General features: G+C 61.3%; 11 protein-coding genes and 1 pseudogene. 6 read left to right on the forward strand and 6 right to left on the reverse strand.

Annotation, left to right across the window (positions count from 1 at the left end):
- Positions 1-15: 15 nt before the first annotated feature.
- The 5 genes and pseudogenes from RB548_RS30770 (at position 16) to cueR (ending at position 4,418) form a co-directional block, all read left to right on the forward strand.
- Positions 16-648, forward strand: coding sequence for a GntR family transcriptional regulator (locus RB548_RS30770; protein WP_331376157.1), 633 nt, complete (start codon positions 16-18; stop codon positions 646-648).
- A gap of 184 nt (positions 649-832) precedes the next feature.
- Positions 833-970 (forward strand): annotated as a pseudogene (locus RB548_RS30775) (IS30 family transposase); the annotation flags it as partial.
- Positions 971-1,038: 68 nt separating this feature from the next.
- On the forward strand, positions 1,039-1,236 hold the full coding sequence (locus RB548_RS30780; protein WP_331376158.1) for a heavy-metal-associated domain-containing protein: 198 nt from the start codon (positions 1,039-1,041) through the stop codon (positions 1,234-1,236).
- 120 nt (positions 1,237-1,356) lie between these two features.
- Entirely contained in the window at positions 1,357-3,855 is a 2,499-nt protein-coding gene (locus RB548_RS30785; protein WP_331376159.1) for a heavy metal translocating P-type ATPase, read from the forward strand.
- Positions 3,856-3,932: 77 nt separating this feature from the next.
- Entirely contained in the window at positions 3,933-4,418 is a 486-nt protein-coding gene (gene cueR, locus RB548_RS30790; RefSeq protein WP_331376160.1) for a Cu(I)-responsive transcriptional regulator, read from the forward strand.
- Between the two features lie 127 nt (positions 4,419-4,545).
- On the opposite strand, the gene RB548_RS30795 is transcribed toward cueR, so the two are convergent.
- The 3 genes from RB548_RS30795 to RB548_RS30805 all read right to left on the reverse strand — a co-directional run bounded on the left by RB548_RS30795 (position 4,546) and on the right by RB548_RS30805 (position 8,681).
- A complete protein-coding gene (locus tag RB548_RS30795) occupies positions 4,546-5,295 on the reverse strand; it encodes an FkbM family methyltransferase (protein WP_331376161.1) in 750 nt (249 codons plus the stop codon).
- Positions 5,296-5,411: 116 nt separating this feature from the next.
- Positions 5,412-5,876: a cyclic nucleotide-binding domain-containing protein gene (locus RB548_RS30800; RefSeq protein ID WP_331376162.1), complete on the reverse strand. Its 465-nt coding sequence runs from the start codon at positions 5,874-5,876 to the stop codon at positions 5,412-5,414.
- A 93-nt stretch (positions 5,877-5,969) separates the two neighbouring features.
- Entirely contained in the window at positions 5,970-8,681 is a 2,712-nt protein-coding gene (locus tag RB548_RS30805) for an ABC transporter transmembrane domain-containing protein (RefSeq protein WP_331376163.1), read from the reverse strand.
- A gap of 409 nt (positions 8,682-9,090) precedes the next feature.
- On the opposite strand from RB548_RS30805, the gene RB548_RS30810 reads away from it, so the two are divergent.
- Entirely contained in the window at positions 9,091-9,759 is a 669-nt protein-coding gene (locus RB548_RS30810) for a class I SAM-dependent methyltransferase (RefSeq protein WP_331377169.1), read from the forward strand.
- Here the strand turns inward: RB548_RS30810 and RB548_RS30815 are convergent.
- The 3 genes from RB548_RS30815 to RB548_RS30825 are packed head-to-tail and all read right to left on the reverse strand — an operon-like array spanning position 9,737 to position 13,363.
- Entirely contained in the window at positions 9,737-10,900 is a 1,164-nt protein-coding gene (locus RB548_RS30815) for a glycosyltransferase family protein (RefSeq protein ID WP_331376164.1), read from the reverse strand. The genes RB548_RS30810 and RB548_RS30815 overlap by 23 nt on opposite strands.
- The gene (locus tag RB548_RS30820) at positions 10,897-12,144 is read right to left on the reverse strand and encodes a glycosyltransferase family 4 protein (RefSeq protein WP_331376165.1); all 1,248 of its coding nucleotides are present in this window, start codon (positions 12,142-12,144) and stop codon (positions 10,897-10,899) included. The genes RB548_RS30815 and RB548_RS30820 overlap by 4 nt, the downstream gene beginning before the upstream one ends.
- 4 nt (positions 12,145-12,148) lie before the next feature.
- Positions 12,149-13,363, reverse strand: coding sequence for a glycosyltransferase family protein (locus RB548_RS30825; RefSeq protein ID WP_331376166.1), 1,215 nt, complete (start codon positions 13,361-13,363; stop codon positions 12,149-12,151).
- Positions 13,364-13,393 lie beyond the last annotated feature (30 nt).

Consider the following 13,393-nt stretch of genomic DNA (forward strand, 5'->3'; position numbering starts at 1 on the left):
TTTGAAGGAGGCCACATGAACAAGGTGAAACCGCGGGGAGAGGGCGATGCTACGGCGGTCGATGTCACGGACCTGATTGTGCACGACATCCAGACAGGCGTGCTCGCCGCTGGCGCGTGGTTGAAGCAGATCGACCTTGAGCGGCGTTATCAGTGTACCCGTCCTGAAGTGCGCCGCGCCCTCGACCGGCTCGCCCAACGACGCCTCGTCGAGCACGTGCCGAACCGCGGCTACCACGTGTTTGAGCCGGATGGACGGCAGGCGGCCGAGGTCGCCGAAATTCGCATCCTGCTGGAGACCGGCATTGCGGATAAGATCGTGGCAAATGCGTCTGCCGCGGACGTCGAGTCGCTACGCGACCTGGCATCGCGCTTCGACCGGATGATCCTCGAAGGAACGCCGATCGAACTTTACGAGGCCAATCTCGCCTTTCACCATCGCCTGCTGGCGCTCTGCGGCAATCAGGAGCTCGTCAACCTTGTGACGGAAATCCGTCAGCGCACCTCCTCGGCCCCAGTGGCGCAATGGAAAACGCGGGCGCGCATCGAGCAATCGTCCAGGGAGCATCATGTCATGATCGACGCTGTCGCCGCCGGCGATGCGGCAGCCCTCAAGGAGACGATCGCGCGCCATATTCGCCAGGATTGATCCGGGGCGCACACCCTTGAGCAACGATCCAAACCGCAGGCGTATCGTTCAGACGGCCCGAAAATGCGGCACGCTTCCGAGTTCCCAACGATACATTATGCGATCTTCAACGACGAGCTGGTACATTCTATTTCCAAGTGCGACATGCCAATGATTTCAATGGCTTCCCTTTGGAGATTTTGGAATGTCTCGACGCTATTCGCAGCTGAACCTGGCTGATCGACGCCGTCTCTACCACTTTGTCGAATGCAAAGTGCCGATCCATGAAATGGCCCGCCAACTCGGCCGTCACCGATCGAACAGCCTTGAAAAATTCTTGCGCTGCGACCCTTGACCTTCCAACGATGGGAAGCTCCATGTTCATCCCATCACGAAGCCAAGGAGACAAGCATGCAACGCTACAAGATTGACGATATGAGCTGTGGCCACTGTGTCGGCACGATCGAAAAAGCGATCCGGGCCATCGACCCGGCGGCCGAGGTCGAAGCGAATCTCGGCACGAAGGAAGTACGTGTCGAAACGACCGCAGACAGCGGCGTCGTCGTTCAGGCCTTGAAGGCAGCCGGTTACGACAGCCTGCCGCTGTAGAGGGTTCGGCGCCGGTCGCTCGACTATACGGGCGATCGCCCCTCACCGTTTCAATGAAATGATCTAGTTCGCAGACGCATTGCAAGGAGCGCGATCATGGGATCCGCGACGATAGCCCAAATGAGAAATGCCGAACCGATTGCCAGGGCCGCTCGAACGGCCAGCATCGGGGTGGAGGGCATGACCTGTGCCTCCTGCGTCGCGAGAGTGGAGAAAGCCATACGCGCGGTGCCTGGCGTCATGTCCGCTTCCGTCAACCTGGCGACGGAGCGAGCCGATATCCGCTTCGATGCAGCAGCGAACCCCGCCGATATCGTCAAGGCGATCGAGAATACCGGTTATGGCGCCTCAGAAGAGCGAATCGAACTCGCCATTGACGGCATGACTTGCGCATCCTGTGTCGCCCGCATCGAGAAGGCGCTCAAAACCGTGCCGGGAGCCGTGGAAGCGAGCGTCAATCTTGCGACCGAGAAGGCCACCGTTCGCGTGGTCAAAGGTCTTGCCTCCGTGGACATGCTGGTCGAAGCGGTGCGGGGCGCCGGCTACGACGCCAGACGCATGGCCGACAAGCAGGACGTTGACCAAGAAACGGTAAAACGCGAACGGGAAAACCGTCGCCTGAAGCTGGCTCTCACGACCGCCGCTCTTCTGACGCTTCCCATTTTCGTCTTGGAGATGGGATCGCATTTCGTTCCGGCGATCCACGATTTCGTCATGATCCGCATCGGCATGCAGGAAAGCTGGTATCTGCAGTTCGTGCTCGCCTCGCTCGCTCTTTTCGGGCCGGGTCTTCGCTTTTTTCAGAAAGGCGTTCCGGCGCTGTTGAGAGCAGCGCCGGACATGAACGCGCTGGTCGCGATCGGCGCGTTTGCGGCCTGGGGTTACTCCGTGGTTGCAACCTTCGCGCCCGGCCTGCTGCCGGCGGACACCGCCAATGTCTATTACGAGGCGGCGGCCGTGATCGTCACGCTGATCCTGCTTGGTCGGTTCCTCGAAGCGCGCGCCAAAGGTCGTACGTCGGAAGCCATCAGGCACCTCATGGGGCTGCAGCCGAAGACCGCCCGCGTCGTCCGCAATGGCGAAACGGTGGAGATTGCCATCGCCGATGTGCGTGCGGGCGACATCCTTGTCGTGCGCCCCGGCGAAAAGATCGCCGTCGATGGCGTGGTCTTCGAGGGCAACTCCTATGTCGATGAATCGATGATCACCGGCGAGCCGGTCCCTGTTCAGAAAGCAGACGGCGCCGAAGTCGTCGGCGGTACGATCAACAAGACCGGCGCCTTCAGCTTCCGCGCCACGAAGGTCGGGGCGGATACAGTGCTCGCACAGATCATCCGCATGGTCGAACAGGCCCAGGGCGCGAAGCTGCCGATCCAGTCGCTGGTCGACCGTGTCACCGCCTGGTTCGTGCCCGCGGTCATGGCAATCGCCCTTGCAACGTTCCTCGTGTGGCTCGTCTTCGGCCCGGATCCGGCGCTGACCTTCGCGCTCGTTAATGGCGTCGCCGTCCTGATCATCGCCTGCCCTTGCGCGATGGGGCTCGCAACGCCGACCTCCATCATGGTCGGAACCGGCCGTGCCGCCGAAATGGGCGTGCTCTTCCGCAAGGGGGAAGCCTTGCAGACGCTGCGCAACGCCGAAATCATCGCGATCGACAAGACCGGTACTCTGACGCGGGGCCGGCCGGAACTGACCGATCTCTCAACCGCTCAGGGCTTCGACAGCAATACAGTCCTTGCCCTGGTTGCCAGCGTCGAAGCACGCTCCGAGCATCCGATCGCGGAAGCCATCGTTTCCGCGGCAAGGAATGCGGGTTTGACGATCGGCGAAGCAGAGCAATTCGAGGCGATCCCTGGTTTCGGCACCCGCGCCAATGTTTCCGGCCACAGGGTTCATGTCGGGGCCGACAGGCTGATGGCGCGCGAGGGGATCGACGTCACCGTCTTCGCCGATCATGCTCGTCGCCTCGGTGACGAAGGCAAGAGTCCGCTTTATGCGGCGATCGACGGCAAGCTCGCGGCGGTCATCGCCGTCGCCGATCCGATCAAGGAGACGACGCCGCAGGCGATCCGCATGTTGCACGCGCTGGGCCTCAAAATCGCGATGGTCACCGGCGACAACCGTCGCACGGCAGAGGCGATCGCCCGTAAGCTCGGTATCGACGAGGTCGTCGCCGAGGTTCTACCGGACGGAAAGGTCGCTGCTCTGATGCGGCTGAAGGCGGAGGGGCCCAATGTCGCCTTCGTCGGCGACGGCATCAACGATGCGCCGGCACTCGCGGCCGCCGATGTCGGGCTGGCGATCGGCACGGGAACGGATGTCGCCATCGAGAGCGCCGACGTCGTGCTGATGTCCGGCGATCTCCTCGGCGTGCCAAATGCCATCGCGCTTTCGAAGGCAACGATCCGCAACATCAAGGAGAACCTGTTCTGGGCCTTCGCCTATAACGTTGTGCTGATCCCTGTCGCCGCCGGCGTGCTTTATCCGGCCTATGGCGTGCTGCTTTCGCCCATCTTTGCTGCCGGCGCCATGGCGCTTTCCAGCGTCTTCGTGGTCGGCAATGCACTGCGTCTCAAGCGTTTCAGGAGCCCTTCGCGCGAGGCTGCCGCTGTTCAATAGCGCGGGGCGCCATTGGCGCCTCGTAAGCAAGATTCCTATATCAGTCACATACGCTGCCGTCAGAAGAGGTTAATGTCATGAATATCAGCGATGTCGCGCGCGCCTCCGGCGTCTCGACGAAAATGATCCGCTACTACGAGACGATCGGTCTTATCCCCCCGGCCAACCGCGGCGAATCCGGTTACCGCAACTATGGCGACAACGACGTTCATACGCTGCGCTTCATCCGCCGTGCCCGTGATCTTGGCTTTACGGTCGAGCAGATGGTGGATCTCCTGGCACTCTGGCGCGACCGCTCGCGCGCCAGCAGCGAGGTCAAGAAGATCGCCCTCGATCAAGTGGCAATCCTGGAACGCAAAGCCGAGGAACTGAAGGCGATGAGCCGGACGCTCAAGCACCTTGCCGCCCATTGCCACGGCGACGAGCGGCCGGACTGCCCCATCCTTGACGACCTTGCCGAAGCGGACGCGAGCGCCGACAAGGCCCCGGAACCCGCCCGCTTCGGCCGAGGCGGCGTCGATCCCGTGCGGGCCAGGTCACCCGTTCGGGCCAAGTCACGATGATCTTCGGCTGCTGCCTACTGCGTGTGTCCTTAAATGGTTGCGGATTTAGGGACAAGAAGGTGCAGCAACGCAAAGCGCAGCAGCGACCTTTGCGCGTCTGCGCGTCGCTGCAATGAGGCGATGAGGATCATTTCGCGACGAAAAGCAGATCGAAGCCCCTGAACTCGCGCCGAGCCACCGATTTGCGGATCGCCGTCCAGATGGCGGAGGGATTTTCGAGCCTGAAGCCGCGGAAGCTCCAGATAAGGCGCGCCGTGGCTGCGATCGTTCGAAGCGCGCGGACAAAGGGCGGACCGGAGAGCGAGGCGGCGAGGATCTGCGGATGCACCGCGATCAAGACGCCTGCTGTTCTCTTGCGGTCGATCGCCCGAAACTGGTCGAGCGCCTTGTATTCGTAGCCTTCGATGTCGATCTTGAAGCAGAGTCGCTCCGTTCTTGCCATCTGCTGAAGGTCCGCGATGGTCACCGTTTGCGCCGTGACCGCCAGGCCGGTGTCGTCGGCAATCAGGGCAGAGGTTTCCGAACTGCCAAAGCCGCCGCCGACCGAGTGCAGCACCAGGCATTCATCCTGTGAGAGCGCCGCGTTGACGAGCTTCACTTCGCCCGTATTCTCGCGCTGCATCTCGGTAAGGATTTCGAAGCACACCGGATCAGGTTCAACGGTAATGACATTGTCCGCGATCTGCGCCGCCCAGTAGGGCGTCACGCCGATCCAGCCGCCGATATCGATGAAGGTGGTCGTCGCGTCGACGAGTCGCTCGATGTTGCGGAAGGTGCCGGGCTCCCATTGCCCGCCTTGCAGCCGGGCAAAGAAGCGCGCCTTCTCCGGCTTGTCGGGGAAATAAACGGTCTTCTGAAAATAGGTTATCGCGCGCATCGCGCCTCTTTAATGCATTTCGGGGCGATGTGTGAAGCGGCTCCCGCTGGGAACGCGGGTAGAAAGGAGTCAGAGCAACACCGCTCCGGGCGCAAGATATAACGGCGGAATGGCGCTTACGCCTCTGCCCGCTGGGCACGGCTGCGCGCTTCGGTGAGTTCGGAGGTTGTCTGGCTGAGGCGGTCGGCGAGCACGCGCATGATTTCCACCGCCATCTCCGGGAAGTCCGCCAGCAATTTCAGGAAATCTTCCTTGCGAATGCGCAGAGCCTCGAGAGCCGTGCTGGTCTTGACGGTGGCTGTGCGCGGCGTGTTGCAGAGAATGGCGATCTCGCCGACGATCGAATTTTGTTCCACCTCGGCGACCTTCAATTGTCCGGTTGGCGTCGTAACCAAGACATCGGCTCTGCCGGAGAGGATCACATAGGCCGCATCGCCGATATCGCCCTGATGAAACAGACTTTCTCCCGCGCTGTACATTACCCTGTCGGAGGTGAATGCCAGAAGTTTGAGCTTGGCTGGCGGCAAGCCGGAAAACAGTGTGATCCGGCGCAGCATTTCCACTTCGTCTTTTAGGAGCATGACAGTCCGTTTCTCCGAGTGTGTCGCGAGCATAAGCACCTCCCTCCCCGTGCGAACGGGAAAATATGCTTGCGCCCTCACATTAATATTACATCAAGATGCCAGTTCCTTGTAGTCGCTGTCTTTCGCAGTCGTTTCCACAGCTTCGTCGCTCACGAGATGGCCGTTTTCGAAGTACGCCTGGCGGTCGAACAGCTCGGAGAGAGCCGGATTGGCGAGAACCCAGACGATTGCCGGTTTGCGATCGTCCTGTCTCAAGAAGGCAAAGACGTTGCGGGTGATCTGCTCCTGCGCCCGCTGGTCGAGGGCGAGCAGCGGTTGATTGAAGACGTAGAAATCCGACATGCGGATCAATGCCCGCGAAAGATTGAGCTTCTGCCGCTGGGCCGCCGTCAGCCGCTTGCCGCCGACGCCGACGTCGAAGTCAAGTCCGAAGGCAAGCACGTTGTTGTAGAGTCCGAGCGATTCGAAGAGGTCGCGCACGATCGCGCGGATCCTCTCGGAGCCGTCGGTGTGCCTGTGGCCGATACGGCCGAAAAGCACATTATCGATGATGCTGGCCGATGCTATGTAACGGTTCGGCTGATAGTGCTCGATGATACCGACGAGATCCTCGGGCAGACCTTCGCTGAACTCCCGCCGAGCTTCGACGACCTGAGACATCAATTCGTCGGACAGCAGGCCGAAACGATGGCGTGGCTCGATATAGCCGAAGCACAGCCGGATGATCTTGATGGCATCATCCTCGGAAACGTCGTCGATTGCTCGTCCCCTCACCTTCTGGAGAAGCGCTTCATAGACCGGGATCTCTTCCGCCGTCATGAAGGTGAGTTGCTGGAAGAACGGGTGGTCGGGAGGCAGGTCGCGGAACAGTTCGACGACGTTGCCGGCGATTTCCAACCCCATCTCGTAGAACGTCTCGTGCAGGCCGGCCCTTTTCAAGACCGTCTTGAAGAACGGGTGGCTTTCAAGTGCCTTTTCCCACCGCGCCTGATTTGTCACCGTCCCGAAGAGCAAGTTTTCGCCGACCGTCGCCTCGACATTGTAGGAGCCAGGCTCAAAGAACACGACCAGATCACTGAGTTTCTCGGCCTCGAGGCGCCTGCGAAGGGCACCGCGCATGTCCACGATTTCACCCGCAAAAGCTTCGTGCTGCGCGGGATTGATGGTCGAACGGACGGCAAGCGCCATGATGTCGTTTGTGAGAAGCACCGTGTCGAGCACCTCTCTGACTTTTGCGAAGAGATCATCCGGGCCGGTCGCACCCGCGGCTCCATAATCGATCCAGTCACTGTTGAGGTCGAGTGAGGGATTGCCGGCAAGCTTTGCTTCCAACAATTCCCATCGACGATGGGCAGCCTTGTCGCCCTCGTAAACCACCTCTGTGAGCGGCGCGTGCTTGAGGCCGTAAAGCAGATTGTCGCCCAGGCTGCCCTGGAAGGTGTAGACCTCCGACGAGGCGTAGGAGATACGCCGCCCGACGACCGATTCCGGCAGGTCGTGGATATCGTCGTCGCCGACGACGATCCTGCCGCTTTCGGGCCAGGTCAGACGCCCGAAGGCCTCGGCGAGTGCCTCGCCGCCACCGGTAGAACCGCCCGTGATCGCGATGGCCTCGCCCGGCCGCACCTGCAGCGACACGTGTTCCACGACCTTCGAGCCGCCGTCATCGGACACGGAAAGATTGACGGCTGCAAGCGCCGCCGTGATCGGCGCCACTGAGGTTACGGAGATCGCCTGGACAGTGGGATCGATCAGCGGCTCGACGCTGAACTGCTCGACGACCTGGGCGTACTTGACCTGCACGTCCTGGCGCGCCTGATCCCAATCGATGAGTTCTTTCAGCGGTCCCGGCAGGTCCTTGTAGGCACCGATCACCGCAACGAGCTGGCCGATATCGAGCCGGCCCTGAAGCGCGAAGTAGCCGCCGATCGCGTAGAACAGGAATGGGGTGACCTGCGCCAGGAAGTTGTTCAGGAACTTGACCAGGAACTTCCACTGATAGAGGTCGTAGCGGATCTTGAATATGCGGCCGAGGCGGGCCGCGATGTCGGCTCTTTCATAGTTGGAGGTGTCGTGCCCGCGAATGGTGCCGATACCGTCCACGATCTCGCTGACCCGTCCCGACAATTCGCGCGCCGTCAGCTGACGTTCGCGCCCAAGCACGATCAGGCGGCGACGCATACGTGGAATGATCACCGCCTGTATCGCGACGATGAAAGCGGCAATGAGACCGAGCCACAGGCTCTGGAGCAGAATGAAGATCAGCGCCGTCAAGGCCTGGCCGCCGAGAAGCGCCGGTTGCACGAAGGCATCGCCGGTGAACCCGCCAAGTGGCTCGACCTCGTCCTTGATCATGGTCGAGATTTCGGCAGGCTTCACGCGCTTGAAGTGGCTCGGCGGGAAACGCAGCACGCGGTCGACAAGCTCGAAGCGGATGCGCCGCAGGAGGCGCTCGCCGAGCCGGCCCTTGTAGGTATTGATGTAGAACTTGAAGAGTCCGTTGATGATAACGAGCAGCAGGAAGACAAGGCTGAGGGCAAGCAGCATTCCCTCTCGCTCAAGTTGAAAGCCCGAAAACAGATTGACCTCACCGAAACCGGGCAGGTTGAAGGAAATCGGCAGGAAGGCCTGGGTCGCCTCGGGACCCTCGAAACCCTCGCCCTGAATCGGTCCGTTGACGATCTGCTTGGGGAGATCAAAGGACAGAAAATAGGGGATCATCGACAGCGCGACGACAAGCAGGATCCAAAGCTGCTGCTTGCTCGTGTGAGTCCAGATGTAGCGGGAAAGACGTGTTTCCATGTGCTGGCAACGTAACCTAACTTAAAATACAGGATCGCCGATCGGGCCGGCGGAGTCCCGTCGCAAATGGTTCCAGTCCATCAAATCGTCAATGGACTTGCGCTTGATCCACGAAATCGTGACTGCCCGGCATGAGAGCAGAGCCCTGCCCCATGTCAAGCGGACACGAACCACGAATAACATCCTCGAACAGATCGCCCCTTCAGCAAGGCTAGAGCATTCTGCGTTCAAGTGGAATCACTGAAAGCAGAAGAGATACTCTGGATTCAAAGTTCTAGAGCGTCCTTTGGGCGTTCATTTGAACGCCCGGCGCTCTAGGCGGTTCCTTGCAGACGTGGCGAGCATCCTCGGCTTGAGGCATACTCGCGCATGGCTTGCACTCGCCTACCTGCCAGCTTACAACAGCCTCATGATGCATGCCACCCATACTCCTCCCGAAGATTGGCACGAGAACGCCTATGATCTCGTCCGCGGGATTGCCGCCTATTCCGGCAGCGCCGTTGTGGCGGGCATCGGCAGGGTGATCGCCAGGCACCGGGATGCGGACATCGCCAACGCGTTCAACTACAAGCAGGTCGGCTGCAAGATCTGGGCACGCGACAAGCTGCTCGAAAGCGCCGGGTCGACTTTCGACCGAATCGCCGTGCTTGGTGGCTGGTACGGCGTTCTGCCCGCGATGCTGTTCGAAGACACGCGCTTCAACATCGGCGCCATCGACAGCTATGACATCGATCCTGCGGTGGAGGAGGTCGCACGCACGCTCAATTCGGCGCATGGTGACCGTTTCCGCGCGATCACGGCGGATATGTATGCTCTCGACTATCGAGCAATCGGAGCCGACCTGATCGTCAACACAAGTTGCGAACACATCGGCGATCTCAAGCTCTGGCTTGAGCTCATTCCTTCGGGCACTCGCGTCCTGCTGCAGTCAAACGACTATTTCAGTGAACCGACGCACATAAGCTGCGTCTCCTCGCTCGAGGAATTCCAGACGCAAGCCGGTCTTGCGACGCTCGATTTCGCAGGCGCATTGCCGATGAAGAAATACAATCGCTTCATGCTGATCGGGACGGTTTGACCTCTCGCTGTTGCAAGTGCTCCCTGAGGATCGCTGCAGTGCTGGCAGCGCCGGCGAGATCGAGCGGCGGAATCTCCGGCTTTGGCCGGACAAGCATCGCCTCTATGTCCCGTGCGAGCCGGTCGGACGTGATGCCCTCTTCGGGCAGAACGCCCGCAAGGCCGAGCCTTTCGAGCCGCGTTGCGCGTGTGCTCTGCTCGGTTTCGCCGCCCGCCGTGAAAGGAATAAGCAACGAGCCGCAGCCGGCGCGAAGGATGTCGCACACGGTGTTGTAACCTGCCTGTGAGACGGAGAGCCGCGCGCCCGCGAGCAGGCTTGCAAAATCCTGACGAAAACGGAAGAGGCTGACCCCGTCGGGCGCTGCGGCGGCGAGGGCATCGAAATCGTCCTGCGGCAGGTTGGGCCCGGTAACGATGCACCAGCGAAGCGCCTTCGGCAGCATCGTTGCGGCCCCAAGTGCCGTACTGATCAGGTCCTTCCCAACAGCACCGCCACCCGCCGAGACCAGAATGTCGAATTTCTCATTTGCTTCAGCCGGCGGCGGCGGTGCGACGAGCCCCGTGTAGGCAATCTTTTCAGCGATCTCGCCCGCAAGCGGAAAGGTTTCCTCAAGACGCGCAAAGGCCGGGTCGCCGTGGACGAGCACAAGGTCGAAATGCGCCTTGACCAGATCCACGGTCTCCTCGGCACGGCCGGGTTTGACCCGTTCCTGCAGAATATCGCGCAGCGAAGTCGCCACCAGCGGCCGCGGCTCCATGGCCGCAATGGCATCGAGCAGCGGCAGCAATTCGAAGCGCATCTGTCTGCGCCCGAACGGGAATGCCTCGATGATGACGACATCAGGCTTCGAGGCATGCAGCGCTTCGATCAACAGATTTCTGCGGTGCTGCTTGAAAGCGTCCGTGACCGGATGGCCGTCAGCATCGCTGAGACCGGAAAAACCCTTGTCGCCGGCCGTTACCGTTGGCAGCGCGATCGTCGCCAGGCCCTCGCCCGGAAACCCGGGAACGGGTGCGCCGCCCGTTACCATCGTTACATCGAACCCGTCGGCGGACAGCGCCTTCGCGATACGGCTCGCTCGCGCCAGATGCCCGATGCCGAGCAGATGCTGCACGTAAAAGAAGACGCGACGCTTGCTCAAGAGGCCTTGCTCCACTCGTTTTGAAAGAGCTCTATCAATTGGCTGACGCTCGAATGATGGTCGAACTCGGCGCGAACGCGCCGTTCGGCGGTATCGCCGAGCCGCCGCCTGAGATCCGGATCGCGCACCAGCCGTTCGAGCGCCAGGGCAAGCGCCCGCGGGTCCTCGGGCGGCACGAGGAGACCGTTCTGATAGTCCGTCAGCAATTCCGGAACGCCCGAGACGGATGTCGAAACGCAAGGCAGCCGCTGGCTCGACGCTTCCACCAGAACATTCGGCAGACCATCGCGATCACCGTTTGCCGCAACTCGGCACGCCAGCGCGAAGATGTCGCTGTCGCGGTAATGCTGCAGCACGTCGGTCTGGTCGAGCGCACCCTTCCAGCGGACCCGTTCGGCAAGGCCAAGTTGGGTGGCAAGCTTGTTGAGGTCGCCGGCCAGTTCGCCTGCGCCGATATGATCGAAGCGCCAGTTGAGATCGGCCGGCAGGAGCGACAGCGCCTTCAGCAGGATGTCGTAGCCCTTCTTGGCGACGGCGCGCCCGACGCTGACGATACGCACCGGATCGGCCGGGTCGGAGCCGTCGCGGCGGGAGTGGTCGCCGCCAAAGACAGGGAAGCGGTCGAGATCGAGGCCGTGGTAGCTCAGATGCACCCGGGATTTCTCGGGCGTCAGGCTTTGCAGATGCTCAAAGCCGCTCCGCGTACAGGTAACGGTCCAGCGGGCACGGTCGAGTTTTCCGGAAAGTTCCCAGTTGGACGACGTCCAGATGTCCTTGGCATGCGCAGAGCAGGTCCAGGGGACGCCTGCGATGATGCTGGCATAGCCGGTCACCGAAGCGGGTGTGTGGATGAAATGCGCATGAAGCCAGGTCGCCGCCCCCGGCCATTCGGCGACCAGCACAAGCGCCTGACCGAACCGCCGGACGCGGTTGCGCGACGGGTCACGCGTGAGATCCGCAAGGAATGGGCCAAGCGCGCGCCAGAAGCCGGCCTTCGGCATCAATCGCAGCGCGGCGCGAAGCACGCGCCACGGCTCCTCGTGCAGATATTCCGGCAAATAGTGGACGTCGGCGCGGATTTCGTCGTGCACGGGATGACGCTTGCCATCGGTCGGGCGGCGGAGTGCGACGAGAACGAGTTCGTGCCCGGCCCTTTCGAGGCCGAGCAGTTCCTGCGCAATGAAGGTTTCCGACAGGCGCGGATAGCCTTTCAGGATGACGGCAATCTTGCGATTTGGCGACACTGGGTCAGCTCGTCTGCTTCACGATGCTCAGGTGCTCTTTCGATCTGTGATCGAGCCAGCTGCCAACAAGCTCGGAGATGTGGACAAGGCCCTCGAGCCTCAGGCCATTGGCCGCGCGCGAGGGAGGCGCACGCCCCGGCAAAGCCTTCAACGCGGCCGCGAACCGCAGCGGATCCTCGGCCTCATGGGGGAGCAGCATCTCGACGAGACCAAGTTCAGACGCACGTCGAGCTCGGATCAACTGCTCCTCCCGCGGTTCGAGACGCGGCACGATCAGGGCCGGCTTGTCGAACGAGAGAATCTCGCAGTAGGTGTTGTAGCCGCCCATCGAGACGACCCCTCTCGCGCCGGCGATCAGCTCCTCCATGCGATTGTCGAACTCGATTATCTTGATGAACGGAATGCGACCGCCCTTCTTGATCAGCTTGTTTCGCTGCTTGGCCGGCATGTAGGGCCCAAGCACCACGAGGGCATTGTGCGTCAGTTCGGGATCCTGCTGATAGGCGTGGATCACATCATGAATGAGTTCGGCGCCGTCGCCGCCGCCACCGGTCGTGACGAGGATATAGTCGCCTTCCGGCCTGTGGTCAGGCAGTCCGTCATGCGGAACGCTTCGTTGCAGGAAACCGACGAAGTTCATGCGTTCGTGGACGGCCGCTGGCACCTCAAGGCCCACCAGCGGATCGTAAAAGTCCGGCGGCCCATAGACCCAGATCGCATCGTAGAACTGCTCGATCTTGCGCATGGTGTCGCGACGCTTCCATTCGACCTCGAGCAGGTGCGGCGCGTCCATGATCTCGCGAAGCCCAAGCACCAACTTCGTCCCATGGGTCTTCAGATAGGTGAGCGTATCCTCGACCTCGCCACGCAGGCCCATGGGTTCCTTGTCGACAATGAAGATGTCCGGCTTGAACGTCTCGGCCGTCGAGCGGATGATCGACTGGCGCATCTTCAGCGTCTCGTGCAGTTCGATATGCCGATCGAGCGAGGTGTATTCACCGTTTCTGAGTTTGATGACGCTCGGAATCTTCACGAAGTCGACGCGTGCACGATAATCGAAGGCCCCGGCGATCGTTGCGCCGGAGATGATCAGGACCTGCAACCCGCTATAGTCTTCCACGAGCGCGTGTGCGATCGTCCGACAACGCCGCAGGTGACCGAGCCCGAAAGTGTCGTGGCTGTACATGAGGATCCGGGCATCCTCGAAACGCCGTACCATGCGAAGAACCTTTCGCTCATTATTGGAAGG

Source organism: Sinorhizobium chiapasense (assembly GCF_036488675.1).
Taxonomy (GTDB): domain Bacteria; phylum Pseudomonadota; class Alphaproteobacteria; order Rhizobiales; family Rhizobiaceae; genus Sinorhizobium; species Sinorhizobium chiapasense.

What these genes read in the sequence shown, in the direction of transcription:
- RB548_RS30825 (WP_331376166.1), bottom strand. Translation starts at nt 13,363, where the DNA reads ATGGTACGGCGTTTCGAGGATGCCCGGATCCTCATGTACAGCCACGAC.
- RB548_RS30795 (WP_331376161.1), bottom strand. Translation starts at nt 5,295, where the DNA reads ATGCGCGCGATAACCTATTTTCAGAAGACCGTTTATTTCCCCGACAAG.
- RB548_RS30785 (WP_331376159.1), top strand. Translation starts at nt 1,357, where the DNA reads ATGAGAAATGCCGAACCGATTGCCAGGGCCGCTCGAACGGCCAGCATC.
- RB548_RS30770 (WP_331376157.1), top strand. Translation starts at nt 16, where the DNA reads ATGAACAAGGTGAAACCGCGGGGAGAGGGCGATGCTACGGCGGTCGAT.
- RB548_RS30780 (WP_331376158.1), top strand. Translation starts at nt 1,039, where the DNA reads ATGCAACGCTACAAGATTGACGATATGAGCTGTGGCCACTGTGTCGGC.
- RB548_RS30810 (WP_331377169.1), top strand. Translation starts at nt 9,091, where the DNA reads ATGATGCATGCCACCCATACTCCTCCCGAAGATTGGCACGAGAACGCC.
- cueR (WP_331376160.1), top strand. Translation starts at nt 3,933, where the DNA reads ATGAATATCAGCGATGTCGCGCGCGCCTCCGGCGTCTCGACGAAAATG.
- RB548_RS30800 (WP_331376162.1), bottom strand. Translation starts at nt 5,876, where the DNA reads ATGCTCCTAAAAGACGAAGTGGAAATGCTGCGCCGGATCACACTGTTT.
- RB548_RS30805 (WP_331376163.1), bottom strand. Translation starts at nt 8,681, where the DNA reads ATGGAAACACGTCTTTCCCGCTACATCTGGACTCACACGAGCAAGCAG.